The organism is Streptomyces sp. NPDC104831, assembly GCF_055583025.1.
This window is the reverse complement of the sequence record NZ_JBVJOT010000049.1, coordinates 41,298-65,151: the sequence shown is the minus strand read 5'-3', so window position 1 is coordinate 65,151 and position 23,854 is coordinate 41,298. Positions and strand designations below refer to the sequence as shown.

Below are 23,854 nucleotides of genomic sequence, written 5' to 3'. Positions count from 1 at the left end.
GAGGGTGATCTGGGGGGCACGATGCGGCTGGGCATGTATCCGGCCAAGCTCGCGGAGGGCTCGATCGTGCGGGAGGTGTACGACGGCAGGGAGTACGTCGAGGAGCGTCACCGGCACCGTTACGAGGTGAACAACGCCTACCGGGCGGAGCTGGAGAAGAAGGCCGGGATCGTCTTCTCGGGTACCTCTCCCGACGGCAAGCTCGTGGAGTACGTGGAGTACCCGCGTGACGTCCACCCGTACCTCGTCGCCACGCAGGCCCACCCCGAACTGCGTTCCCGCCCGACCCGCCCGCACCCGCTCTTCGCCGGCCTGGTCAAGGCCGCGGTCGAGCGGAAGACCGCCAAGTAACACGCCGGTTGTACGGTGGCCGGGGTGCGTGCCTTCGCGGGCGGGCACCCCGGTTTCACTGTGCGCGCGTGGAAGGACAGGGCATGACGATCAAGGACACCCCCGCGGAGTGGGAGATCCGGGCCACGGACACCCCCTTCAGGGGCAACAAGACCGCCGTCCGCACGGACGACGTGGTCATGCCCGACGGCTCGGTGGTCCGCCGGGACTACCAGGTCCACCCCGGCTCGGTCGCCGTCCTCGCCCTGGACGAGGAGGACCGGGTGCTGCTGATCAACCAGTACCGCCACCCGGTCCGGCACAAGCTGTGGGAGATCCCGGCCGGCCTGCTGGACGTGCCCGGCGAGAACCCGCTGCACGCCGCCCAGCGCGAGCTGTACGAGGAGGCGCACGTCAAGGCCGAGGACTGGCGGGTGCTGACCGACGTCTACACCACCCCCGGCGGCTGCGACGAGGCCGTGCGGATCTTCCTCGCCCGGGGTCTGTCCGAGGCCGACGGGGAGCGCTTCGCGGCGGAGCACGAGGAGACCGACATGGAGCACGCGCGCGTGCCGGTCGACGAACTCGTGCGCCGGATCCTGGCCGGCGACGTGCACAACAACTGCCTCGTGGTCGGCGTGCTCTCCCTGGTCGCCGCCCGCGGCGGGGCCGGGCCGGACGCGCTGCGCCCGGCCGACGCGCCCTGGCCCGCGCGCCCCTTCGAGGGCTGACCGGCCCCGTCCGGACCATCCGTGTGACCATCGCCTGATCCGATCGGGCGATGCGTTCGCCGCGCTCCTCCGGGTACGTCGCAGAGCGTGAACTAGGCTCTGGAAACGCCCGTCCCGGAAGACCCGGCGGGCTTGCGCGTGCGGTGGGACGGGAGTGTGGCCCGTGACGGATCAGGCGGTGGACACAGAGGGTGCGGAGCTGTCCGCGCACCCGGCCCCGAAGGACCGTTTCCTGGGCCGCGGCCGGGAGTTGAAGGAGCTGTGCGCCGACATCGGGCGCGCCGGCCTGGACACCCTCTCCGGCCGCAAGGCCCCCCGCGCGCGCGTCCTGCTCATCGCCGGCCGCCCCGGATCCGGCCGCACCAGCCTCGCCGAGGAACTCGTCCGCCGGCTCGCCGGCCGCTACCCCGGCGGGGTGCTGCGGGCCCGGCTCGGTGAGCCCGACGGCACCCCGGTGCCCGTCGAGCGGGTGGCCCGCCGGCTGCTGGAGGCACTGGAGCTGCCCGCTCCCGCCGGGGCGGCCGAGGACGACCTCGCCGCGGCCCTGCGGGCGGCCCTCGCGGGCCGGCGGGCGGTGCTGCTGCTGGACGACGCGGCCGGCGCCGAACAGGTCGACGCGCTGCTGCCGGAGGACCCCGACTGCCTGGTGGTCGCCGTCTCCCGGGGCCCGCTCACCGGAATCGCCGACGTCCGCCCCTGCACGCTCGGCGGCCTCGACACCAAGTCCGCGGTGGACCTGCTCACCGGCTACGCGGGCGCGGTCCGCGTCACCGTCGACCCGCGCTCCGCGGAGGGCCTGGTGGAGGCGTGCCAGGGCCACCCGGGCGCGCTGGTGCTGGCCGGCGGCTGGCTCGCGGCCCGCCCCAAGGCCGCCGTCTCCGACCTCGCCAAGCGGCTGCACGCGACCACCGAGGACGGCGCGGACGGCGCCGAGGCGACCCCGCTGGCCCGCGTCTTCCGGCTCGTCTACGACCAGCTGCCCGGCCCGGCCGCCCGGATGCTGCGGCTGCTGTGCCTCGCCCCGGCCGGCCTCGCCGACCCGCACACCGCCTCCGCGCTGGCCGGCTGCTCGGTGGACGCCGCCCGCGCCACCCTGGACGACCTCGCCGCCCTCGGCCTGCTGCGCGCGGTGGACTCCCCGCTGCCCCAGTACGAGGTCCCCGGCCGGCTGTACCCGCTGCTGCGCGCCCTGGCCGAGAGCCAGGAGCGGCCCGCCGAGCTCCAGCTGGCCCGGGCCCGGATGCTGGAGCGGACGGTCCGGCTGCTCCAGTCCTGCCGGGCGATCACCGAGACGGACAGCCCCCAGGCCCGGGAGAAGCTGAACGGCATGCCGCCCGCGCTGCGCTTCCCGAACCCGCGGGCCGCCGCCGACTGGCTGCGCATCCGGCGGCCCGCGCTGCTGGCGTCGGCGCGCCTGGCGGTGGCCGACGGGGAGCTGGACACCCTCGCCCGCCGGCTGATGTCCCAGCTGGTGCGGGCCCTGGCCGCGCACGTCGGCACCCAGGCCGCCGCCCCCGACCTGTACGGGGTGCACGGCCTCGTCCTGGACGTCGCCGAGCGGCGCGGGCTGCCCCGGGAGAAGGCCGCGGCGCTGTTGAACCTGGGCGACCTGGACGCGCAGACCGGCCGCACCCGGGAGGCGCTGGTCCGCTACCGGGCCGCGCTGGACGCCGGACGGGAGGCGAACGACCCGTACGCGACCGGCCGCGCGATGGAATCCGTAGGCGGTGCGTACCAGGAGCTGGGCGATCACGACCGGGCCGCCGACTGGTTCGGCCGGGCGCTGGCCGAGCGGCTGGCCCGCGGCGAGGTACCGGAGGCCGCCCGGCTGTACGGCAGGATCGCCACCGCCCACACCTACGCGGGCCGCTACGGCGAGGCGCTCCGGAACTGGCGGGCCGCCCTGGCCGGCTACCGCCGCAGCGGCGATGTCGCCGCCAGCGCGCGGGCGTTGAGCGAGATCGCCCGGGTGCAGGAGTACGCGGGGCGGCCCGAGGAGTCGCTGCGCACCTGCCAGGAGGCGGTGGAGTGGGCCCGGCGCGCGGAGGACGCCCGGCTCCAGGCCGCGGTGCAGCTGCGGCTGGCCGACACCCTGGACCGGCTGGGCGACCCGGCGGCGGCCCGGCTGCACCGGGCGGCGGCCGAGCGCATGCTGGGTGAGGAGCGACCGGAGGACGTCGCAGGGCCGGAACAGGACGCTAACGCCTGCGAAATCCGCACCGCATCCAGCGAAGATTGATGCAATGAAAGGCTAGACAGCCGGAACACCTTCATTAGACTGGCTCTGCCGCATAGTCCTGCGGCGTCTCCCGGTATGCCCCCGCATGTCTGGGTACGTCTGTATTGCACCCCCATACCCTCTGAGCCAAGGACCGTGATCGACGTGAAGGTCGGCATCCCCCGCGAGGTCAAGAACAACGAGTTCCGGGTGGCCATCACCCCCGCCGGTGTGCACGAGCTGGTGCGCAACGGCCACCAGGTCGTCGTCGAGCGGGGCGCCGGCCTCGGCTCCTCGATCACGGACGAGGAGTACGTCTCCGCCGGTGCCGCCATCCTGGACACCGCGGACGAGGTCTGGGCCGCCGCCGACCTGCTGCTGAAGGTCAAGGAGCCGATCGCGGAGGAGTACCACCGCCTCCGCAAGGACCAGACCCTCTTCACCTACCTGCACCTGGCCGCGTCCAAGGAGTGCACCGACGCGCTGCTGGCGTCCGGCACCACGGCCATCGCCTACGAGACCGTCGAGCTGGCGAACCGCGCCCTGCCGCTGCTCGCCCCGATGTCCGAGGTCGCGGGCCGGCTGGCCCCGCAGGTCGGCGCCTACCACCTGATGCGCGCGGCCGGCGGCCGCGGCGTGCTGCCGGGCGGCGTCCCGGGCGTGACCCCGGCCAAGGCCGTCGTCATCGGCGGCGGCGTCTCCGGCTGGAACGCCGCCCAGATCGCCATCGGCATGGGCTTCGACGTCACGCTGCTCGACCGCGACATCAACAAGCTGCGCGAGGCCGACAAGATCTTCGGCACGAAGGTCAAGGCCGTCATGTCCAACGCCTTCGAGCTGGAGAAGGCCGTCCTCGACGCCGACCTCGTCATCGGCGCGGTCCTCATCCCGGGCGCCAAGGCCCCGAAGCTGGTCACCAACGAGATGGTGTCCCGGATGAAGCCGGGAAGTGTCCTTGTCGACATCGCGATCGACCAGGGCGGCTGCTTCGAGGACTCCCGGCCCACCACGCACGCCGAGCCGACCTTCAAGGTGCACAACTCGGTCTTCTACTGCGTCGCCAACATGCCGGGCGGTGTGCCCAACACCTCCACCAACGCGCTCACCAACGCGACGCTGCCGTACATCGTCTCGCTCGCCAACAACGGCTGGGTGGAGGCGCTGCGCCGCGACGCCGCGCTCGCCAAGGGTCTCAACACCCATGACGGCAAGGTCGTTTACAAGGAGGTCGCGGAGGCCCACGGCCTGCCGCACGTCGAGCTGGACTCGCTGCTCGGCTGACCTGCCACGCGCAGGCGACGACCGGGTGGGCCGCCAAGTCGCCCCCCGCCAAAAGGCGATTCGTCAACACGGCTCGTCAATCACGCACACCCGGCCGGACCTTGCCCGACAAGGTCCGGCCGGATGTGTGTATGGTCACTTTGCGGCTCTCGGTCAACTCGCCTCGAACGTAACGCTTCGACCGATTCGCACACCCGGGAAACCTGCTGTGCGACGGCCGTACGCCCTTGACAGCGACATGTTTCATTGCCGACACATCCCGCCGGGTCCGGCGGATTGTGTTGCTGCGGACCGCCGACACGCCATAGAGTCGCCAACCGTCGGCATGGTGCCACGCTGACCTTGTCTAGAAGTTTCCTGGTCACCAAGGAGGTAAGACGACTTGTGAATGAGTCGACATTTTCTCCCGGGGGTGGTCAACCAGGAATGCCGGTCCGGGGCCAGGGCCCCGCGGGATTCGAGGCTGTCGGCTCCGTAGCTGTGCGCACCTTCGCAGCCCACCAGAGTTCCGGTCCTCGGACGGCCGGGACAGCACACCAGAGCATGGATGGCCATCACGTGAACGCCATGGCCGGCGACGGAAGTGGCGCGCCCCACAACCACTTCGCCGACTACGACGAACTGCCCGAGGGGCACTTCTACGACCCCGACGCCGAGTACGAGCCGGATCCGGAGTACGCGGCCACGCTCGCGCCCGACGCGGCCCGTCAGCGCCGTGAGCGCGTCGGCCCGACCGGACGCCCGCTGCCCTACTTCCCGATCCCGGGCCCGCTGACCGACCACGGCCCCGCGAAGATCATCGCGATGTGCAACCAGAAGGGCGGCGTCGGCAAGACGACGTCGACCATCAACCTGGGCGCCGCGCTCGCGGAGTACGGCCGGCGCGTGCTGCTCGTGGACTTCGACCCGCAGGGCGCGCTGTCGGTGGGCCTCGGGGTCAACCCCATGGAGCTGGACCTCACCGTCTACAACCTGCTCATGGAGCGGGGCATGTCCGCGGACGAGGTCCTGCTGAAGACGGCGGTCCCCAACATGGACCTGCTGCCCTCCAACATCGACCTGTCGGCCGCCGAGGTCCAGCTGGTCTCCGAGGTCGCGCGCGAGTCCACGCTCCAGCGGGCGCTGAAGCCGCTGCTGCCCGACTACGACTACATCGTCATCGACTGCCAGCCCTCGCTCGGCCTGCTCACCGTCAACGCCCTGACGGCCGCCCACAAGGTGATCGTGCCGCTGGAGTGCGAGTTCTTCGCGCTGCGCGGTGTGGCCCTGCTGACCGAGACCATCGAGAAGGTCCAGGAGCGGCTCAACCCCGACCTGGAGCTCGACGGCATCCTCGCCACGATGTACGACTCGCGCACCGTGCACAGCCGCGAGGTGCTCGCCCGGGTCGTCGAGGCGTTCGACGACCACGTCTACCACACGGTCATCGGGCGCACGGTCCGCTTCCCGGAGACCACGGTCGCCGGTGAGCCGATCACCACGTACGCCTCCAACTCCGTCGGTGCCGCCGCCTACCGCCAGCTCGCCAGGGAGGTGCTCGCCCGGTGTCACGCCGAGTGAGTCTGCCGGGGGCCGACGAACTCTTCCGCACGACAGGAGGGACGGCGCTCCAGCCGTCGACTCCCCGGCGCGCGTCGGGCGGTGAGGCCCGGGTGCCGGCTCCCGCCGGGGAGAGCGACGAGACGGCCGCCGCCGAGGACGTACCGCCGCCGGTGCCCGTCCGCGGCGGGGACGCGGAGGGCGCGGAGCACGTGGCGGCGGACGCCGAGCCGGCCGGGACCGGCGAGTCCCGCACCCGCCCGGTGCGCCGCCAGGCGGCGCAGGAGGGTGCCGCCGCACAGCCGCGCAAGCGCGGGCGGGCGGCGAGCCGGCGGCCCAGCGGGCGCGAACGGCACGACGAGAAGATCACCGTCTACGTCTCGGCCGAGGAACTGATGGACCTGGAGCACGCCCGCCTGGTGCTCCGCGGCGAGCACGGGCTCGCGGTGGACCGCGGGCGGATCGTCCGCGAGGCGGTGGCCGTGGTCCTGGCCGACCTGGAGTCCCGCGGGGACGCGAGCATCCTCGTGCGCCGGCTGCGCGGGCGGTAGCGATAGCCTGCGGGGGCCATGACCTCGAACGGAGCCCCTGCCCCCGGCGCACCGGCCGGCCGTCGGCGTGCGCTGGGGCGGGGACCGGACGCGGCGGAGGCCGGGCCGGGCACCCCGGGAACCGGTCCGCGGGCCGACGGGAGCGCCCCGCGGGCCGTGGCACCCCCGGAGCCCGGGAAAGCCCCTGAGAGGCCCGCAGAGCCCCGCCAGGGGCCCGGGAGCGCCCGAGGGCCCCGCGGCCAGGCCCCGGAGCCCCCGCCGGAGCCCAGGGGGCCCGAGGAGCCCCAAGGGGCCGCCGACGGTGTCTTCAAGGTCCGGCTGTCGAACTTCGAGGGTCCCTTCGACCTGCTGCTCCAGCTCATCTCCAAGCACAAGCTGGACGTCACCGAGGTCGCCCTGTCGAAGGTCACCGACGAGTTCATGGCGCACATCCGGGCCATGGGACCCGACTGGGACCTGGACCAGACCACCGAGTTCCTCGTCGTCGCGGCCACGCTGCTCGACCTCAAGGCCGCCCGGCTGCTGCCCGCGGCCGAGGTGGAGGACGAGGCCGACCTCGCCCTGCTGGAGGCCCGCGACCTGCTGTTCGCCCGGCTGCTCCAGTACCGCGCGTACAAGCGGATCGCCGACCTCTTCAACGAGCGGCTCGACGAGGAGGCGCGGCGCTACCCCCGTACCGTCGGCCTGGAACCGCACCACGCCGAGCTGCTGCCCGAGGTCGTCATCAGCATCGGCCCCGAGGGCTTCGCCGGGCTCGCGGTCAAGGCGATGCGGCCGAGGCCCACGCCGCAGGTGTACGTCGACCACATCCACGCCCCGCTGGTCAGCGTGCGGGAGCAGGCCAGGATCGTGGTGGCGCGGCTGCGGGAGCTGGGCGAGGCCGGCTTCCGGGAGCTGGTGGCCGACGCCGGGGACACGCTCACCGTCGTGGCCCGGTTCCTGGCGCTCCTGGAGCTGTACCGGGAGAAGGCCGTCGCGCTGGAGCAGGAGACCGCGCTCGGCGAGCTGAACGTGCGCTGGACCGGCGGGGAGACGGATCCGGCGCCGCTGGTCACCGACGAGTTCGACCGCCCGCCCGCGCCGGCCGAGGAGGAGAGGCAGCCTTGAACGAGCAGACCGCCGAGGCCACGGCCGGACCGCGGACGGTGGCCGGCCTCGCTCTGAAGCCCGCCCTGGAGGCCATGCTCATGGTCGTGGACGAGCCCGCGACCGAGGAGCACCTGGCGCGGCTCCTGGAGCGGCCCCGGCGGCAGGTCGCGGACGCCCTGCGGGAGCTGGCCGACGAGTACACCGCGCAGGGCCGCGGCTTCGAGCTGCGGTTCGTCGCGGGCGGCTGGCGCTTCTACACCCGCGCCGCCTACGCGCCCGCCGTCGAGCGGCTCGTCCTGGACGGCCAGACCGCCCGCCTCACGCAGGCGGCGCTGGAGACGCTGGCGGTCGTCGCCTACCGCCAGCCGGTCAGCCGCAGCAGGGTCTCCGCCGTGCGCGGAGTGAACTGCGACGGTGTCATGCGCACCCTGCTCCAGCGCGGTCTGGTCGAGGAGGCGGGCACGGAACCCGAAACAGGTGCGATCCTGTACAGGACGACGAACTACTTCCTGGAGCGGATGGGCCTGCGCGGCCTGGACGAGCTACCGGAGCTCGCGCCCTTCCTCCCCGAGGCGGAGGCGATCGAGGCCGAGACCCAGGAGGGGGTCCCGTCGTTCGACCCGGACGCGCCCGACGCGTCCGGCGGTCAGGACGCAGACGACTAAGACGGAAACCTTGATGCGAAGCAGCGGCAGCGGCAAGAGCGGCGGGCGCGGTAACTACCGCGGTGCCGGCAACGACAGGGACCAGAAGCAGGGGCAGGGCCGTCCCCGCAAGCCCCGCCCCGAGGAGCGCCGCTACGACGTGGGCCCCGGGGCCACCAAGGACGGCCCCAAGTCCGGGCGCGGCGGCTCCGCGCGCGGTGGTGCCAAGGGCGGCCCGAAGCGGCCCCAGCCGGGCGGCCGTACCGCCCCGGCACGCTCGCGCGAGTACGAGACGCGGGTCGAGGAGCGCAACCGGGAGCGGTACGCGGGCAAGAAGGACGTCAAGCTGCCCAAGACCTTCCCCGGCGCCGAGCAGGAGGGCGAGCGGCTGCAGAAGGTCCTCGCGCGCGCCGGCTACGGCTCCCGGCGGGCCTGCGAGGAGCTGATCGAGCAGGCCAGGGTCGAGGTGAACGGCGAGATCGTCACCGAGCAGGGCAAGCGGGTGGACCCGGAGAAGGACGAGGTCAAGGTCGACGGTCTGACCGTGGCGACCCAGTCCTACCAGTTCTTCTCGCTGAACAAGCCCGCCGGCGTGGTCTCCACCATGGAGGACCCGGAGGGCCGCCAGTGCCTCGGCGACTACGTCACCAACCGCGAGACCCGGCTCTTCCACGTCGGCCGGCTGGACACCGAGACCGAGGGTGTCATCCTGCTCACCAACCACGGCGAGCTGGCGCACCGCCTCACGCACCCGCGCTACGGCGTGAAGAAGACCTACCTCGCGGCCATCGTCGGCCCGATCCCGCGCGACCTGGGCAAGCGCCTGAAGGACGGCATCCAGCTGGAGGACGGCTACGCCCGCGCGGACCACTTCCGCGTGGTCGAGCAGACCGGCAAGAACTACCTGGTCGAGGTGACCCTGCACGAGGGCCGCAAGCACATCGTGCGCCGCATGCTGGCGGAGGCCGGCTTCCCGGTCGAGCGGCTGGTGCGCACCGCCTTCGGCCCGATCACCCTCGGCGACCAGAAGTCGGGCTGGCTGCGCCGGCTGTCGAACACCGAGGTCGGCATGCTGATGAAGGAAGTCGACCTGTAGAGCGGCCGGTCCCCGCAGCGCCTTGCGCCGATCACCGTCCCCCTTTATTGTCATGGTGACGATAAAGGGGGACGGCGCACATGCCGAAGCAGCCGGCGACCGGAGCACTTCTCGGACTCGCCCTCGGGGACGCCCTCGGCTTCCCGACCGAGTTCGACGACGTACCGTCGATCCTCGCCAAGCGCGGGCCCTGGCGGGAGATGGAGCTGCCGAAGCGGGCCTTCGTCTCCGACGACACGCAGATGACCCTCGCCGTCGGGCGCGCCCTGCGGACCGCCGTGGACCGCGGCGAGGTGACGCCCCGGGGACTGGAGGGGCCGCTGCGGGCGGAGTTCGTGGACTGGTACCGGTCGCCGGACAACAACCGCGCCCCCGGCGGCACCTGCCTGCGGGCCTGCGAGCTGCTCACCGACGAGCGCCGGGCCTGGCAGGACGCCAGTCAGCTCGGCTCCAAGGGCTGCGGCGCCAACATGCGGGTCGCCCCGATCGGCCTCGCCGGCGGCCTGAGCGACGAACAGCGCGCCGGCGCCGCCCAGTTGCAGGCCGCGCTCACCCACGGCCACCCCACCGCGCTGGCCGCCTCCGACCTCACCGCCCACGCCGTCCACCTGCTCGCCCGCGGCGCCGACCCGGCCGGGCTCGTCGGACGGCTGCGCTCCTACGCCCTGCGGCGCCGCACGCACTACGACCACGCCTGGCTCGGAGACCTGTGGACCCGCTCCCAGGACCCCGGCCCCGAGCACTTCATCGCCCGCGGCTGGGACGAGTGCCTGGAGATCCTCGACCGCCTCCGGGAAGCCGCGCGGACCGTCTCCCCGGAGACCGACCCGTGCCTGGCCACCGGCGAGGGCTGGATCGCCGAGGAGGCCCTGGCCACCGGGCTGCTGTGCTTCCTGCTCTTCCCCGACGAGCCCGTCACCGCGCTGCGCCGGGCCGCCTGCACCGCCGGCGACTCCGACTCCCTCGCCTGTCTCACCGGCGCCTTCGCGGGCGCCCGGCTGGGCGCGGACGCCTGGCCCGCCGACTGGGCGGAGCGGATCGAGTACCGAGGCGACCTGTTGGCCCTCGGCACGCTCTGGGACGCTTAGGCCCATGCTCGACGATCTCGACATAGACCTGGCTCCGGTGGCCGCGGAACAGCCCGACCCGCTGCTGTTCGCCACCGTCACCGGAGCCCATCTGTACGGCTTCCCCTCGCAGGACTCCGACGTGGACCTCAGGGGCGTCCACCTGCTGCCCGCCGCCGACCTCGTCGGCCTGCGCGAGCCGGAGGAGACCCGCTCGCGGACCTGGGTCCGCTACGGCGTCGAGCTGGACCTCGTCACCCACGACCTGCGCAAGTTCGTCCGGCTGATGCTGCGCCGCAACGGCTACGTGCTGGAGCAGCTGCTCTCCCCGCTGGTCGTGCAGACCTCCGAGGCCCACCGGGAGCTGACCGCGCTCGCCCCCGGCGTCCTCACCGGCCACCACGCCCACCACTACCGCGGGTTCGCCGCGACCCAGTGGCGGCTGTTCGAGAAGACCGGCGAACTCAAGCCGCTGCTCTACACCTTCCGGGTGCTGCTCACCGGCATCCACCTCATGCGCAGCGGCGAGGTCCAGGCGCATCTGCCCACGCTCCTGGAGCAGGTGGGCGGGCCCGGCTACCTGCCCGAGCTGATCGCCGCCAAGCGGGAGCGGGAGAACGCCCTCGCCGACGTCGACCGCGACCTGGTCGCGGCCGACGTGGAGCGCTTGCACACCGCGCTCGACGAGGCACAGGCCGGCTCGGCCCTGCCCGACACGGCCGGTGCCCACGACGCCCTGCACGACCTGGTGGTCCGCCTCCGCCTGACGGGCTGAGACACGGCGCGCCCGGTGCGGGGAACGCTGCGATGCCGGCCGTGGTCCCGCCGCGGCCCGCGGGCCCGGTTCAGTCCCGCCCGAGGAGGTCGCCGCCCACGGCGCCGCGCACGTCCCGGTGGTCCGCCTCCGCCCGGAGCGCCGAGGCCCGGCGCACCCGGTGCAGGAAGTCCGCCACGCGCGCGTGGTCCGGCCCGGCCGGCAGGGGACTGCCCCGCAGGGCCTGTTCCGCCTCGTCCGCCAGCCGGGCCATCCACGCCTCCACCCGCGCCCACGGCACCTCGCCGCGCCTGACCGCCAGCAGGGGCTCGCGCGCCGCGCCGACGTCGATCCGCAGCTCGCCGGTGCGCAGCAGGTCCCGGGCGGCGGTCAGCAGGCGCAGCAGGTGCATCGCGTGCTTCCAGCGCGGGGCGCCCGTGGCGCGCACGTCGGCGTCGATCCTCCTGCGCCGGCCGAGGGCGTACCGGGTGAAGGTGTCGTGGGCGCGGCGGGACAGGAAGGCGCCGCGCAGGGACAGCAGCTCGCGGCCGGTGTCGTCCACGTGCTCCACGAGCGGGGAGTGCAGGCACTCCAGGATGTTCGGATTGCCGCGCAGCGCCAGCTCGCAGAAGCGCTCCAGTTCCCAGGAGAAGCGCTCCTCGCCCGGCCCCTCCACGTGCGCCGGCGGCTTCTCGAACCGCCAGAACAGCGGGGTCGGGGCGAGGAACACCCCGCGCCGGTCGGTGTCGCTGGCGTCCGTCGCCAGCCCGAAGGCGCGGGAGCCCATGACGCAGGCGTAGACGGTGTGGTCGCGTACGAGGTCCTGCGGCTGCATCCCCGGAGCGTACGCGGGCGGCTCAGGTCAGGTAGACGGAATTCCCCCGCACCGTGACCGGCTCCTCGGCCAGCGGCCGGGTCGCCGGGCCCACGGCCACCGAACCGTCGGAGACGCGGAACCTGCTGCCGTGGCAGGGGCACAGGATGGTGCCGTCCGTCACCTGGCTCACCGTGCAGCCCTGGTGGGTGCAGACCGCCGAGAACGCCTTGAAGCGGCCCTTCTCCGGCTGGGTGACCACGATCTTGCGGTCCTCGAAGATCTTGCCGCCGCCCTCCGGGATGTCCCCGGTCGAGGCCACCGGTTTCCCGGCGGGGGCCGCCTCCCGCGCGGCCGGGGACGTCTCCCCGGCAGAACCCTCGGTGGCGGGCGCCGGTGACGACGCCGGTGCCGTGGGCGGTTGCGGCGCGGTGGAGCCGCCGCTTTCGCCGCCGCACCCCACGCAGCCCAGGGCGAGCGCCCCGGCGCCCGTGGTGAGAACCGTGCGCCGTGTCGCTGGCTGGGTCATGTCGGACCTCCGTACGGACGTGCAAACCAATGGATAACGGACGTTCCGCATCGTCTCAGCGCACGGGCGGCGCACGCCCGTACCGCGCGGGCTGACTACGCTGGACGGACCAAGAACGAAACACGCACGTCAGCGAGGAGCAGCGCCGTGGCGGTACGAGCGGTCCGGGGAGCCGTCCAACTGGAACGGGACGACGCCGGTCACATGGCGGAGCAGGTCGGCGCGCTGCTCACCGCCGTCCTCGAACGGAACGGGCTGACCGCCGACGACCTGATCAGCATCTGGTTCACGGCCACCCCCGACCTGCACAGCGACTTCCCGGCCGTCGCCGCCCGCAGGCTCGGCATCACCGACGTGCCCCTCATCTGCGCCCAGGAACTCGACATCGCGGGCGCCCTGCCCCGGGTCGTACGGATCCTCGCCCACATCGAGTCGGACAAGCCCCGCGCCGACATCGCCCACGTCTACCTCGGCGCCGCCGCGGCCCTGCGCAAGGACATCGCCCAGTGAGAACCGCACTCGTCATCGGAACCGGACTGATCGGCACCTCCGCCGCCCTGGCCCTGGCCCGGCGCGGCGTCGTCGTCCACCTCGCCGACCACGACCCCGGGCAGGCCCGCACGGCCGCCGCGCTGGGCGCCGGCACCGACGAGGCGCCCGACGGCCCGGTCGACCTGGCGATCGTCGCCGCCCCGCCCGCCCTCGTGGCCAAGGTGCTCGCCGACGCCATGCGCCGCGGCCTGGCCCGCGGCTATCTGGACGTCGCCAGCGTCAAGGGCGGCCCGCGCCGCGAGCTGGAGGAACTCGGCCTGGACCTCACCTCCTACATCGGCACCCACCCGATGTCCGGCCGGGAGAAGTCCGGCCCGCTGGCCGCCACCGCCGACCTCTTCGAGGGCCGCCCCTGGGTGCTCACCCCCACCCGGGACACCGACACCGAGGTGCTGAACCTCGCCCTGGAGCTGGTCTCGCACTGCCGGGCCGTGCCGGTCGTCATGGACGCCGACGCCCACGACCGCGCCGTGGCCCTCGTCTCCCACATGCCCCACCTCGTGTCCAGCATGGTCGCCGCGCGCCTGGAGCACGCCGAGGAGTCCGCCGTACGGCTGTGCGGGCAGGGCATCCGGGACGTGACCCGGATCGCCGCCTCCGACCCGCGCATGTGGATCGACATCCTGTCCGCCAACCCGGGCCCGGTCGCCGACCTGCTCTCCGACGTCGCCGCCGACCTGGCGGAGACGGTCCGGGCCCTGCGCGACCTCGAGTCCGCCGACGAGGCGAGGCGCGGCGAGGGCGGCGCGGGCATCGAGAACCTGCTGCGCCGGGGGAACGCCGGCCAGGTGCGGGTACCCGGCAAGCACGGGTCCGCGCCGCGGACCTACGAGACCGTGGTCGTGCTCATCGACGACCAGCCCGGCCAGCTCGCCCGGATCTTCGCGGACGCCGGCCGCGCCGGGGTCAACATCGAGGACGTCCGCATCGAGCACGCCACCGGGCAGCAGGCCGGTCTGGTGCAGCTCATGGTCGAGCCGAAGGCGACGACGGCGCTGAAGGAGGCACTGCGGGAGCGGGGCTGGGCGCTGCGCCAGTAGCGCCCGCGGGGTGTGGCTCGCCCGCCCCGGGGCCCCGCGGCCCGCGTACGTCCGGACGAGTGACCCGCACCCAGTAACCTTGTGCGGGGCGCTCTCGCTCCCCGCACCCCGCCCGCACCGCACCAGGAAGGTGTCCCCCCGTGGAAAACGGCGCCGCCCCGACCGCCAGGCCCGTGATCGTCGCGATCGACGGTCCCTCCGGCACCGGCAAGTCGAGCACGTCGAAGGCCGTCGCCGCCCAGCTCGGCCTCAGCTACCTGGACACCGGCGCCCAGTACCGGGCGATCACCTGGTGGATGGTGACCAACGGCATCGACCTGGAGGACCCGACCGCCATCGCCGCCGTCGCCGGCAAGCCGGAGATCGTCTCCGGGACCGACCCGGCCGCCCCGGCCATCACGGTCGACGGCGTGGACGTGTCCGGCCCGATCCGCACCCAGGAGGTCACCTCCAAGGTCAGCGCGGTCAGCGCGGTGCCCGAGGTGCGCACCCGGATCACCGAGCTCCAGCGCTCGCTGGCCGCCGCCGCGGAGCAGGGCATCGTCGTCGAGGGCCGGGACATCGGCACGACCGTCCTCCCGGACGCCGACCTGAAGATCTTCCTCACCGCCTCCCCGGAGGCCCGCGCGGCCCGCCGCAGCGGCGAGCTGAAGGGCGCCGACGTCCACGCCACCCGCGAGGCCCTGATCAAGCGGGACGCGGCCGACTCCAGCCGCAAGACCTCGCCGCTCGCCAAGGCCGACGACGCCGTCGAGGTGGACACCACCGAGCTGTCCCTCGACCAGGTCATCGAGTGCGTCGTCACCCTGGTCGAGGAGAAGCGGGCCGGGAAGTGACGCTCGCGCCGGTGCCCTCGGAGCGGGGCGCGGAGATCGGCCGGCGCATCGGCGTCGGGCTGATGTACGGCCTGTGGCGGCCGCGGGTGCTCGGCGCCTGGAAGGTGCCGGCCACCGGCCCGGTGATCCTCGCCGTGAACCACTCCCACAACGTCGACGGGCCGATGGTGATGGGCGTGGCGCCCCGGCCCACGCACTTCCTGATCAAGAGGGAGGCCTTCGTCGGCCCGCTGGGCCCCTTCCTGACCGGCATCGGCCAGCTGAAGGTGGACCGCACCACGGCCGACCGCGGCGCGATCACCCAGGCCCTCGGCGTGCTGGCGGCCGGGGGAGTGCTGGGCATCTTCCCGGAGGGCACCCGGGGCGAGGGCGACTTCGCCTCGCTGCGCGCCGGGCTCGCCTACTTCGCGGTCCGCAGCGGGGCGCCGATCGTCCCCGTGGCCGTCCTGGGAAGCTCCGGGCGGCCCGGCCGGCTGGTCAAGGCGCTGCCCCCGCTGCGCTCCCGCGTCGACGTCGTCTTCGGCGACCCCTTCGAGGCGGGTGACGGCAGCGGACGGCGGACGCGGGCGGCACTGGACGCGGCGACCGAGCGGATCAGGAAACAGCTCACCAGCCACCTGGAAAACGCCAGGCGCCTGACCGGGCGCTAGGCGACACTTGAGTAGTGGATCAGCCCCACGGGGCCGTTCCACCGATCACCACCAATGAACGACGAGGTACGGACTTCATGAACGACGACATCCAGCCCGACGGCTCGGCCGAGCACGAGTACGAGCACGGGGCTCTCGGCGACGCCGAGTACGCGCAGTTCATGGAGCTCGCCGCGGAAGAGGGCTTCGACATCGAGGACGTCGAGGGCGCCATCGAGGCGGCGGGCCACGGTCCGCTGCCCGTGCTGGCCGTCGTCGGCCGCCCCAATGTCGGCAAGTCGACCCTGGTCAACCGGATGATCGGCCGCCGTGAGGCGGTCGTGGAGGACCGGCCGGGCGTCACCCGCGACCGTGTCACCTACGAGGCCGAGTGGGCCGGCCGCCGCTTCAAGGTCGTCGACACCGGCGGCTGGGAGCAGGACGTCCTCGGCATCGACGCCTCCGTGGCGGCCCAGGCCGAGTACGCCATCGAGGCGGCCGACGCGGTCGTGTTCGTCGTGGACGCCAAGGTCGGCGCGACCGACACCGACGAGGCGGTCGTCCGGCTGCTGCGCAAGGCCGGCAAGCCGGTCGTGCTGTGCGCCAACAAGGTCGACGGCCCGAGCGGCGAGGCCGACGCGGCCTATCTGTGGAACCTCGGCCTCGGCGAGCCGCACCCGGTCTCGGCGCTGCACGGCCGCGGCACCGGCGACATGCTCGACGCCGTCCTGGAGGTGCTGCCCGACGCGCCCGAGCAGTCCTTCGGCACCGCGGTCGGCGGCCCCCGCCGGATCGCCCTGATCGGCCGCCCGAACGTCGGCAAGTCCTCGCTGCTGAACAAGGTCGCCGGCGAGGAGCGCGTCGTCGTCAACGAGCTGGCGGGCACCACCCGCGACCCGGTGGACGAGATCATCGAACTCGGCGGCACGACCTGGAAGTTCGTGGACACCGCCGGCATCCGCAAGCGGGTCCACCTCCAGCAGGGCGCCGACTACTACGCCTCCCTGCGCACGGCGGCGGCCGTGGAGAAGGCCGAGGTGGCGGTCATCCTGATCGACGCCTCCGAGAACATCTCCGTGCAGGACCAGCGGATCGTCACCATGGCGGTCGAGGCGGGCCGCGCGATCGTCGTCGCCTTCAACAAGTGGGACACCCTCGACGAGGAGCGCCGCTACTACCTGGAGCGGGAGATCGAGACCGAGCTGGGCCAGGTCGCCTGGGCGCCCCGGGTGAACGTCTCGGCGCGCACCGGACGCCACATGGAGAAGCTGGTCCCGGCGATCGAGACCGCCCTCGCCGGCTGGGAGACCCGGGTCCCCACCGGCCGCCTGAACGCCTTCCTCGGCGAGCTGGTCTCGGCCCACCCGCACCCGATCCGGGGCGGCAAGCAGCCGCGCATCCTCTTCGGCACCCAGGCCGGCACCAAGCCGCCGCGGTTCGTGCTCTTCGCCTCCGGCTTCATCGAGGCGGGCTACCGGCGCTTCATCGAGCGCCGGCTGCGCGAGGAGTTCGGCTTCGAGGGCACCCCGATCCACATCTCGGTGCGGGTGCGCGAGAAGCGCGGCGCGAAGAAGAAGTAGGGCGGCACGACAGGACGGGCGGTCCCCGGCATTCCGGGGACCGCCCGTTTCGTGTGCGTGCCGTCACGCGCCGCGGCGCGGTCCCGGGGGCAGGGCGGCGGCCGGGACGTACGGCGCCCGGGCGGACTCCTGCGGCCGGCCGAGCGTGCCGACCCGCTGCCACTGCGACTGCTGCCGGGCGCTGTAGGCCCCCGCGCTGTAGGCGCTGTAGGAGCTGCTGAACGTCCCCGCCCGGTGGCCGCCGTAGCCGCTGGTGCCGTCCGGGAAGTCCCCGAAGGCGCTGAACCCCAGCTCCTCCTCACCGCTGCGGTCGCCCGGCAGCGTGCGGAAGGTCTTGACCCACTCCGCGTAGAGCGTGTCGTAGATCGGCGTGGCCGACGGTCCACCGGAGGGTTCCTGTGCCGCCCGGGCGGACGGCACGGAGGAGAAGGACCGACGGGGCGGTGTGTCGTATGCGTGCACGTATGTCCAAACGACCGGGGCCCCGAAGGGATGCGGTCGTACGGGTTCCGCGGGGGCGCGGGGCCGTGCCGCGCCCCTCACGTACCGGCGAGCGGGAGCGCCGCGGCGACCAGCCGCCCCTGCGCGGCGGCCCGGTCCAGCGCCTCCCGCAGCAGGTCCTCCCGGGGCTGCCGCCCGATGGAGCCGACCGGCGCCGCGAACATCAGCACCTGCTGGTGCTTGTTGGCGGCGGCCCGCCAGCCGTCGGTCACCTGGAGCGGCTGGTGCGCCTGCCACCAGGCCACCGGCTGCCCGCCGCCGGGACCCGGCTGGAGCACCGCGTGCAGCCGGCCCACGGCCAGCAGGACGGACCAGCCGTGCAGCACCGCCGGCACGGAGGCCAGCTCGGTCACCGGCGTGAAGCCCTGCTCGACGAGCAGCGGGAGGAAGTCGTCGCCGGTCCCGTCCGTGCCCGGCCGGACGATCGCCGAGGTGGGCTCGACGACGAGCGCGGGGTGCAACTCGCCGTCGACCAGGACCAGTCCGCTGGTCACGCCGAGCACCGCCTGCTCGGGCACGGCCTTCGGGGGCGCGTCGCCGGCCGGGTCGCCGTCGACGGCCCCGATGGACCGGACGGCGCCCCGCAACTGCTCCTCCGTCACCTGGACGACCTGCGAGGGCAGGCAGCCGGCGTGGGCGAAGGCGAGGACGGCGGTCTCGTCGCCGACGAACAGAACGGTGCTGGTGCGCTCCTGCTCGGAGTCGCCCGGGGTGCGACAGGACGTGCAGTCGTAACTGCCCGGGGCGTTCTCTCCGGCGAGCAGCCGTTCGGCTTCTTCGTCGCCGATCTCGGCGCGTACGGCGTCACTGACGTCGAGCATGCGCGGCACGGGTGGCTCCCTCGGGATGCGGTGCTGGCGTCGGCCGGGTGGCTCCCGGCCGATGAGCCCCGGGGTTGCGGGCTCATGAAGAAGACAACGGGCACGCTGTGGTGGGAGTCACGCCTTAGAACGGACCGGTTCGCACCGCGCTCCGCACGCGGTCACCTTGGGTGGGGATCGGGCCACACACCGTCAACTCCGTGCCGTATGCAGGAATTTGAAGGGGTGAGGTGGATCACAGATCGCCGCGACCCCCGGTGGGAAAATCCGGAAATCGACGCATGTAGTGGGTGGCCGGAAATCGCCGCTACCATCGGTAACGGGTAACTGGCCTGGCACGACGGCGAGTTGGTTGATTCCCGCCGCCCGACCTCCCTAGATTCCTCGGCCGTGTGCAACGAGCACCGCTCGGGTACGTCCGCCGGCCGGAGTCAGGCAGAGCACGATCGCCGGCACCGGTCGTGGCGGACGGGGCGGGCGCGAGGGATCCCGGTCGTGCGGGGTCCGGCGCGTTCCGCCCGGGGGAGCCCGGGTCCGTGGAGAGGGAACCATATGTCCGAGTGTGCCGATACCAACCGCAACCCCGCCCGCCCCGAGGGCACCCGCAGAGGCCGCACCACGGCCACCCTCGCGGGAGCCGCCCTGCTGGCCCCCCTGGGCCTGCTGGCCGCGACCGGCAACGCAGCCGCGGCGGACAACGGGGTGTGGGACCGCATCGCACAGTGCGAGAGCGGCGGCAACTGGCACATCAACACCGGCAACGGCTACTACGGCGGGCTCCAGTTCTCCGCCGGCACCTGGCGCGCGTACGGCGGCACCGCCTACGCCCCGACGGCCGACCAGGCCTCCAGGAGCGCGCAGATCGCCGTCGCCACCCGGGTCCAGCAGGCCCAGGGCTGGGGAGCCTGGCCGGTCTGCTCCGCCCGGGCCGGAGCGTCCGGCGCGGCCCCGACGGCCGCCCGCACCGGCTCCTCCGCTACGACGCCTCACAAGAGCGGCGCGACGACGAAGTCCGCCCCCGCACGGTCCGCCCCCGTGAACTCCGCCCCGGCCGAGGAGCCCCGGCGCCCGGCGGCCGGCACCGGCCGCGGCGCCTCCCGCGGCGACTACACGGTCCGCGAGGGCGACACCCTCAGCACCATCGCCGCCCGGCACGACACCGCCTGGCAGCGCGTCTACGCCGCGAACCGGGCCGTCATCGGCGACGACCCCGATGTGATCGTGCCCGGCCAGCGCCTCGCGCTCTGAGCGCCCGACACGGTGTGACGGACGGCCGCCGGTCCCGCCGGGGACGGCGGCCGCCCGCGTCCCGCGCCCGGCGTCACGGCGTTCCCGCCTGATGTCCCTTCGGCTCGGGCTGCGGGGCCTGGCCCGCGTACTCCGGGTGGTGCAGGTCGAAGGCCGGGGACTCGCTGCGGATCCGGGGCAGGGTGACGAAGTTGTGCCGGGGCGGCGGGCAGGAGGTCGCCCACTCCAGCGAACGGCCGTAGCCCCACGGGTCGTCGGCCTCGACCTTCTCGCCGTACACGGCGGTCCGCCAGACGTTGTAGAGGAACGGCAGCGTGGACAGGCCGAGCAGGAAGGAACCGATCGAGGAGACGGTGTTCAGCGCGGTGAAGCCGTCGGACGCCAGGTAGTCGGCGTAGCGGCGGGGCATGCCCTCGGCGCCCAGCCAGTGCTGCACCAGGAAGGTGGTGTGGAAGCCGGCGAAGAGCGTCCAGAACTGGATCTTCCCCAGCCGCTCGTCCAGCATCCTGCCGGTGAACTTCGGCCACCAGAAGAAGAAGCCGCCGAACACCGCGAAGACGACCGTGCCGAAGACCACGTAGTGGAAGTGGGCGACGACGAAGTACGAGTCCGTGACGTGGAAGTCCAGCGGCGGCGAGGCCAGGATCACCCCCGTCAGACCGCCGAACAGGAACGTCACCAGGAAGCCCATCGCCCACAGCATCGGCGTCTCGAAGGACAGCGAGCCCTTGATCATCGTGCCGGTCCAGTTGAAGAACTTCACCCCCGTCGGCACCGCGATCAGGAACGACATCAGCGAGAAGAACGGCAGCATCACCGCACCGGTGGCGAACATGTGGTGCGCCCACACCACCATCGACAGCCCGGTGATCGCCATCGTGGCGCCGACCAGCGTGAGATAACCGAAGACCGGCTTGCGGCTGAACACCGGGATGATCTCGGTGATGATCCCGAAGAACGGCAGCGCGATGATGTACACCTCGGGATGCCCGAAGAACCAGAACAGGTGCTGCCACAGCAGCGCCCCGCCGTTCGCCGCCTGGAAGACCTGCGAGCCGAACCGCCGGTCCGACTCCAGCACCAGCAGCGCCGCCGCGAGCACCGGGAACGCCATCAGGATCAGGATCGACGTGAACAGCGTGTTCCAGGTGAAGATCGGCATCCGGAACATCGTCATGCCCGGCGCGCGCATCCCGATGATCGTGGCGAGGAAGTTCACCGCGCCCAGGATGGTCCCGAACCCGGACAGCGCCAGGCCCATGATCCACAGGTCCGGGCCGAGGCCGGGGGAGTGCCGGGTGTCGTTGAGCGGCGCGTAGGCGAACCAGCCGAAGGCGGCCGGCCCGTCCGGCACCAGCAGCGAGCCCAGCACGATCAGGCCACCGAAGGCGAACAGCCAGTACGACAGCATGTTCAGCCGGGGGAAGGCCACGTCCGGGGCTCCGATCTGCAACGGCATCAGCTCGTTGGCGAAGCCCGCGAAGCTCGGGGTCGCGAACAGCAGCAGCATGATCGTGCCGTGCAGCGTGAACAGCTGGTTGAACTGGTTGTTGTCCATCAGCTGGAGTCCCGGCCGGGCCAGCTCCGTGCGCATCAGCAGCGCCATGATCCCGCCGGCCAGGAAGAACCCGAACGCCGTGATCAGATACAGATGACCGATCTTCTTGTGGTCGGTGGTGGAGAGCCAGTCCACCGCCACCCGGCCGGCCCGGTGCCGTTCCGCCGGACGTGCCGTCACCGCCGCGGTCTCGGTCCCCATCGCTCGCTCGCCCTTCGCATCGTCGCGCCCGGGACCGCCCGCCGGCCCGCCCCGGCCCGCCCCGGCGCGCACCCGCGGGCGGCCGTCCGGAAGCCCGCCGGGCCGTGCGCCGCGACGGGGCGCGTCCGGCGGTTCTGTGCTGGATCCGTGAATTTCCTATGCGGCGTCAGCCGCCGTGGCACCGCACCGGATTGCGCGGGGAATCGCGCCCCGGGTCCGCCCCGATCCCCACGGCGGCACTTTCCGCCGGGGAATTCGAAGGCGCCGTCCGACACGCGTGAATTCTGCTCGGTTACCCCGAAAAGCCGAACAGAAACCCCCTTACGTGTGACGGACTTCGGACAAAACGCGAGTCCGGAAACCGTGACACAGGTGTGACCGGACGGGCCGCTTCTCCTGCCCGGCGGGGTCCGACTAGCGTGGCCGTATGGCACCGATTCCCACTCCGCCGGCGGAGCCCCAGGACAGTCCGGACGCCTACGTCGGCCTGGAGGCCGACGACGCCGAGCGGCTCGCCCGGCAGCGCGGCTGGCCGACGGTGCGGTCGCTGCCGCCGGGCGCGATCATCACCATGGAGTACCGCTCCGGCCGGCTGAACTTCGAGGTACGGGACGGCCGGGTGAGCCGGGCCTGGAAGGGGTGAGCCGACACCGGCACGGCGAAGGCCCCGCTCCCGGATCGGGAGCGGGGCCTTCGCCGACGGCGCGGGGAGGTCGTGCGTACCGGACCCCGGCGCCCGGGTCCGCCGTCAGCCGCCCGTCAGGGGGCGGGCCGGCTGGGTCGTGCCGCGGGGGAGACGGTCGGCGTGCGGCGGGCGGCGGCTGCCCGCCGGGGTGACCGGGGTGCGTTCCGAACGGGCCGTGTGCGGCCCGGGCGCCAGGTGCGCGACGCCCCGGGAGGCACGGGTGGGGGAGACCGGCTCGCGGGCCGGAGCCGGCTGCTCCGCCGGGGCGCCGAGCGGCCTGAGCACGACGGGCGTGACCGGGGCGGCCGGCTCGGACGCGGGCCGGCCGCGGCGGTCGCGCCAGCGGTCGCGCAGGTCGAACAGCGTCAGTTCGGCCTTGGCGATCAGCGGCTCGAACCAGGGCAGGGCGAGCAGGATCAGCAGGCCGGCGGCCCAGCCCAGCAGCACGTCGCTCAGCCAGTGCGTACCGAGGTAGACGGTGGTGAGGCCGACGCCGAGGGAGGTGACCGCGGAGAGGGCCGACAGCCAGCGGCGCGCTCTCGGGGTGGAGGCCAGATAGGCGAGGATGCCCCAGGTCACGACCGCGTTGGCGGTGTGGCCGCTGGGAAATATATCGCCGCCCAGGCCCATCTCGTTCGAGCCGATCACGGTGGCGTAGTGCGGGCCGAGCCGTCCCATGCCGATCTTCGCGGCGCCGACGGTGGCGTTCAGCAGCAGCAGGGTGGTGGCGAGGGTGAGCAGCGGGCGCAGGGTGTGCTGCCGCCACGAGCGCCAGCCGAGCCAGGCCGCGACCATCACGGCGGTGGGGCCGCGCTGGCCCAGCACCACGTAGTAGTCGAGGAACGCGTGGATCTGCGGCCACTGCTGGTACGGCCGGAAGAACATGACCTGCCAGTCCAGCCGGACGAGCCAGGAGGTGGTCACGACGGCCCACACGATCGCCAGGTAGAAGGCCAGAGTCGCGGAGAACAGCACGACCCGGTGCCGGCTCATCCGCGGCATATCGATGTGGGCCGGGCGTTCCGGCTCCCGGTCCAGTCTGGCGAACACCCGGTCCAGACGCCGGGTGAGGTTTCGTTCGGTACGCACCCAATCGACGTTACAGCGAGTGAGCGGTGTTCCCGGACGAAACAGCGGCTTTGTGATGACGATGTGATGTGGCAAACCTCTCAAGGGCGCCCAGAATTCCCGGGATTCCGCAATCCGGAGAGAGCGATCGGGTCAATTCCTTTGATCATGACGGGTGTTGTTTATATGGCGCTTATGAATGCGTTAACCCGAACCTGGCGTGGAATTCTCCCGGACGTCATCGGCCCGCCGCTGTCGATCATGGTGCGCCGGGACCGCCCGGCCGGGACCCGCCCCTGACCAGGGGCGCGTACCTCGGGGCGCGCGCCCGGCGCGTGCCCCGCGCCCCGCTCTCGCCCGAACGGGACCGCGGCCGAAGGCGCGCGGGCGCCGGGACCCCGGCCACGGGAAAGGAAGGGCCGTGCCGTACGCCACACGGGTCGCCTCGCGCGGGTGAGAGCTGCGCCACGTGACCCCGCGGCCGACTCGCGT

At 73.1% G+C, this 23,854-nt stretch carries 24 protein-coding genes; 18 read left to right on the top strand and 6 right to left on the bottom strand.

Features of this window, described 5'->3' with window-relative positions; genetic code table 11:
- From ACZ63H_RS29030 to ACZ63H_RS28980, 11 genes are all read left to right on the top strand, one after another.
- On the top strand, positions 1 to 351 hold a 351-nt coding region (locus ACZ63H_RS29030; RefSeq protein ID WP_469870032.1), incomplete at its 5' end, for a glutamine amidotransferase-related protein.
- Positions 352 to 434: 83 nt separating this feature from the next.
- Positions 435 to 1,061, top strand: a complete 627-nt coding sequence (locus tag ACZ63H_RS29025) for an NUDIX domain-containing protein (protein ID WP_469870030.1) — start codon at positions 435 to 437, stop codon at positions 1,059 to 1,061.
- Positions 1,062 to 1,224: 163 nt separating this feature from the next.
- Complete coding sequence (locus ACZ63H_RS29020) at positions 1,225 to 3,300, top strand: tetratricopeptide repeat protein (protein WP_469870028.1); 2,076 nt, start codon at positions 1,225 to 1,227, stop codon at positions 3,298 to 3,300.
- Positions 3,301 to 3,444: 144 nt separating this feature from the next.
- A complete protein-coding gene (ald, locus tag ACZ63H_RS29015) occupies positions 3,445 to 4,560 on the top strand; it encodes an alanine dehydrogenase (RefSeq protein ID WP_469870036.1) in 1,116 nt (371 codons plus the stop codon).
- A 426-nt stretch (positions 4,561 to 4,986) separates the two neighbouring features.
- Positions 4,987 to 6,120, top strand: coding sequence for a ParA family protein (locus ACZ63H_RS29010; protein ID WP_467939226.1), 1,134 nt, complete (start codon positions 4,987 to 4,989; stop codon positions 6,118 to 6,120).
- Complete coding sequence (locus tag ACZ63H_RS29005) at positions 6,105 to 6,650, top strand: hypothetical protein (protein ID WP_469870026.1); 546 nt, start codon at positions 6,105 to 6,107, stop codon at positions 6,648 to 6,650. The genes ACZ63H_RS29010 and ACZ63H_RS29005 overlap by 16 nt, the downstream gene beginning before the upstream one ends.
- Positions 6,651 to 6,668: 18 nt before the next feature.
- Entirely contained in the window at positions 6,669 to 7,757 is a 1,089-nt protein-coding gene (locus tag ACZ63H_RS29000; protein ID WP_469870024.1) for a segregation and condensation protein A, read from the top strand.
- A complete protein-coding gene (gene scpB / locus ACZ63H_RS28995) occupies positions 7,754 to 8,404 on the top strand; it encodes an SMC-Scp complex subunit ScpB (protein ID WP_469870022.1) in 651 nt (216 codons plus the stop codon). Before ACZ63H_RS29000 ends, scpB begins: the two co-directional genes overlap by 4 nt.
- A gap of 13 nt (positions 8,405 to 8,417) precedes the next feature.
- Entirely contained in the window at positions 8,418 to 9,479 is a 1,062-nt protein-coding gene (locus ACZ63H_RS28990) for a pseudouridine synthase (protein ID WP_469870020.1), read from the top strand.
- An 80-nt stretch (positions 9,480 to 9,559) separates the two neighbouring features.
- Positions 9,560 to 10,567, top strand: coding sequence for an ADP-ribosylglycohydrolase family protein (locus tag ACZ63H_RS28985; protein ID WP_469870018.1), 1,008 nt, complete (start codon positions 9,560 to 9,562; stop codon positions 10,565 to 10,567).
- Between the two features lie 4 nt (positions 10,568 to 10,571).
- A complete protein-coding gene (locus ACZ63H_RS28980; RefSeq protein ID WP_469870016.1) occupies positions 10,572 to 11,321 on the top strand; it encodes a nucleotidyltransferase domain-containing protein in 750 nt (249 codons plus the stop codon).
- Positions 11,322 to 11,391: 70 nt separating this feature from the next.
- Here the strand turns inward: ACZ63H_RS28980 and ACZ63H_RS28975 are convergent, their stop codons facing one another.
- Positions 11,392 to 12,135, bottom strand: a complete 744-nt coding sequence (locus ACZ63H_RS28975; protein ID WP_469870014.1) for a nucleotidyltransferase domain-containing protein — start codon at positions 12,133 to 12,135, stop codon at positions 11,392 to 11,394.
- A gap of 22 nt (positions 12,136 to 12,157) precedes the next feature.
- Positions 12,158 to 12,643: a Rieske (2Fe-2S) protein gene (locus tag ACZ63H_RS28970; protein WP_469870012.1), complete on the bottom strand. Its 486-nt coding sequence runs from the start codon at positions 12,641 to 12,643 to the stop codon at positions 12,158 to 12,160.
- Positions 12,644 to 12,790: 147 nt separating this feature from the next.
- Here ACZ63H_RS28970 and aroH point away from each other — a divergent pair, with 147 nt between their 5' ends.
- From aroH to der, 5 genes are all read left to right on the top strand, one after another.
- Positions 12,791 to 13,153: a chorismate mutase gene (aroH, locus tag ACZ63H_RS28965; RefSeq protein WP_469870010.1), complete on the top strand. Its 363-nt coding sequence runs from the start codon at positions 12,791 to 12,793 to the stop codon at positions 13,151 to 13,153.
- Positions 13,150 to 14,235, top strand: a complete 1,086-nt coding sequence (locus ACZ63H_RS28960) for a prephenate dehydrogenase (protein WP_469870008.1) — start codon at positions 13,150 to 13,152, stop codon at positions 14,233 to 14,235. The genes aroH and ACZ63H_RS28960 overlap by 4 nt, the downstream gene beginning before the upstream one ends.
- A gap of 140 nt (positions 14,236 to 14,375) precedes the next feature.
- A complete protein-coding gene (gene cmk / locus ACZ63H_RS28955) occupies positions 14,376 to 15,071 on the top strand; it encodes a (d)CMP kinase (protein ID WP_469870006.1) in 696 nt (231 codons plus the stop codon).
- A gap of 62 nt (positions 15,072 to 15,133) precedes the next feature.
- Entirely contained in the window at positions 15,134 to 15,721 is a 588-nt protein-coding gene (locus tag ACZ63H_RS28950; RefSeq protein ID WP_469870034.1) for a lysophospholipid acyltransferase family protein, read from the top strand.
- Between the two features lie 77 nt (positions 15,722 to 15,798).
- Positions 15,799 to 17,280, top strand: coding sequence for a ribosome biogenesis GTPase Der (gene der, locus ACZ63H_RS28945; RefSeq protein ID WP_469870004.1), 1,482 nt, complete (start codon positions 15,799 to 15,801; stop codon positions 17,278 to 17,280).
- A 63-nt stretch (positions 17,281 to 17,343) separates the two neighbouring features.
- Here der and ACZ63H_RS28940 read toward each other — a convergent pair whose 3' ends face one another.
- On the bottom strand, positions 17,344 to 17,742 hold the full coding sequence (locus tag ACZ63H_RS28940; RefSeq protein WP_469870002.1) for a hypothetical protein: 399 nt from the start codon (positions 17,740 to 17,742) through the stop codon (positions 17,344 to 17,346).
- Between the two features lie 77 nt (positions 17,743 to 17,819).
- Positions 17,820 to 18,611: a hypothetical protein gene (locus ACZ63H_RS28935; protein WP_469870000.1), complete on the bottom strand. Its 792-nt coding sequence runs from the start codon at positions 18,609 to 18,611 to the stop codon at positions 17,820 to 17,822.
- A 543-nt stretch (positions 18,612 to 19,154) separates the two neighbouring features.
- Between ACZ63H_RS28935 and ACZ63H_RS28930 the strand changes: the two genes are divergently transcribed.
- Entirely contained in the window at positions 19,155 to 19,850 is a 696-nt protein-coding gene (locus ACZ63H_RS28930; protein WP_469869998.1) for a transglycosylase family protein, read from the top strand.
- A 73-nt stretch (positions 19,851 to 19,923) separates the two neighbouring features.
- Here ACZ63H_RS28930 and ctaD read toward each other — a convergent pair whose 3' ends face one another.
- Entirely contained in the window at positions 19,924 to 21,609 is a 1,686-nt protein-coding gene (gene ctaD, locus ACZ63H_RS28925; RefSeq protein ID WP_469869996.1) for an aa3-type cytochrome oxidase subunit I, read from the bottom strand.
- Positions 21,610 to 22,036: 427 nt separating this feature from the next.
- Here ctaD and ACZ63H_RS28920 point away from each other — a divergent pair, with 427 nt between their 5' ends.
- Positions 22,037 to 22,252: an I78 family peptidase inhibitor gene (locus ACZ63H_RS28920; RefSeq protein ID WP_469869994.1), complete on the top strand. Its 216-nt coding sequence runs from the start codon at positions 22,037 to 22,039 to the stop codon at positions 22,250 to 22,252.
- A gap of 105 nt (positions 22,253 to 22,357) precedes the next feature.
- Here ACZ63H_RS28920 and ACZ63H_RS28915 read toward each other — a convergent pair whose 3' ends face one another.
- Positions 22,358 to 23,383, bottom strand: a complete 1,026-nt coding sequence (locus ACZ63H_RS28915; protein WP_469869992.1) for a phosphatase PAP2 family protein — start codon at positions 23,381 to 23,383, stop codon at positions 22,358 to 22,360.
- Between the last annotated feature and the right edge of the window lie 471 nt (positions 23,384 to 23,854).

What these genes read in the sequence shown, in the direction of transcription:
- ACZ63H_RS29010 (WP_467939226.1), top strand. Translation starts at nt 4,987, where the DNA reads ATGCCGGTCCGGGGCCAGGGCCCCGCGGGATTCGAGGCTGTCGGCTCC.
- ACZ63H_RS29025 (WP_469870030.1), top strand. Translation starts at nt 435, where the DNA reads ATGACGATCAAGGACACCCCCGCGGAGTGGGAGATCCGGGCCACGGAC.
- ACZ63H_RS28975 (WP_469870014.1), bottom strand. Translation starts at nt 12,135, where the DNA reads ATGCAGCCGCAGGACCTCGTACGCGACCACACCGTCTACGCCTGCGTC.
- ACZ63H_RS28980 (WP_469870016.1), top strand. Translation starts at nt 10,572, where the DNA reads ATGCTCGACGATCTCGACATAGACCTGGCTCCGGTGGCCGCGGAACAG.
- der (WP_469870004.1), top strand. Translation starts at nt 15,799, where the DNA reads ATGAACGACGACATCCAGCCCGACGGCTCGGCCGAGCACGAGTACGAG.
- ACZ63H_RS28970 (WP_469870012.1), bottom strand. Translation starts at nt 12,643, where the DNA reads ATGACCCAGCCAGCGACACGGCGCACGGTTCTCACCACGGGCGCCGGG.
- ACZ63H_RS28920 (WP_469869994.1), top strand. Translation starts at nt 22,037, where the DNA reads ATGGCACCGATTCCCACTCCGCCGGCGGAGCCCCAGGACAGTCCGGAC.
- ACZ63H_RS28950 (WP_469870034.1), top strand. Translation starts at nt 15,134, where the DNA reads ATGTACGGCCTGTGGCGGCCGCGGGTGCTCGGCGCCTGGAAGGTGCCG.
- ACZ63H_RS29000 (WP_469870024.1), top strand. Translation starts at nt 6,669, where the DNA reads ATGACCTCGAACGGAGCCCCTGCCCCCGGCGCACCGGCCGGCCGTCGG.
- ACZ63H_RS28930 (WP_469869998.1), top strand. Translation starts at nt 19,155, where the DNA reads ATGTCCGAGTGTGCCGATACCAACCGCAACCCCGCCCGCCCCGAGGGC.
- ACZ63H_RS28985 (WP_469870018.1), top strand. Translation starts at nt 9,560, where the DNA reads ATGCCGAAGCAGCCGGCGACCGGAGCACTTCTCGGACTCGCCCTCGGG.
- ACZ63H_RS28990 (WP_469870020.1), top strand. Translation starts at nt 8,418, where the DNA reads ATGCGAAGCAGCGGCAGCGGCAAGAGCGGCGGGCGCGGTAACTACCGC.
- ctaD (WP_469869996.1), bottom strand. Translation starts at nt 21,609, where the DNA reads ATGGGGACCGAGACCGCGGCGGTGACGGCACGTCCGGCGGAACGGCAC.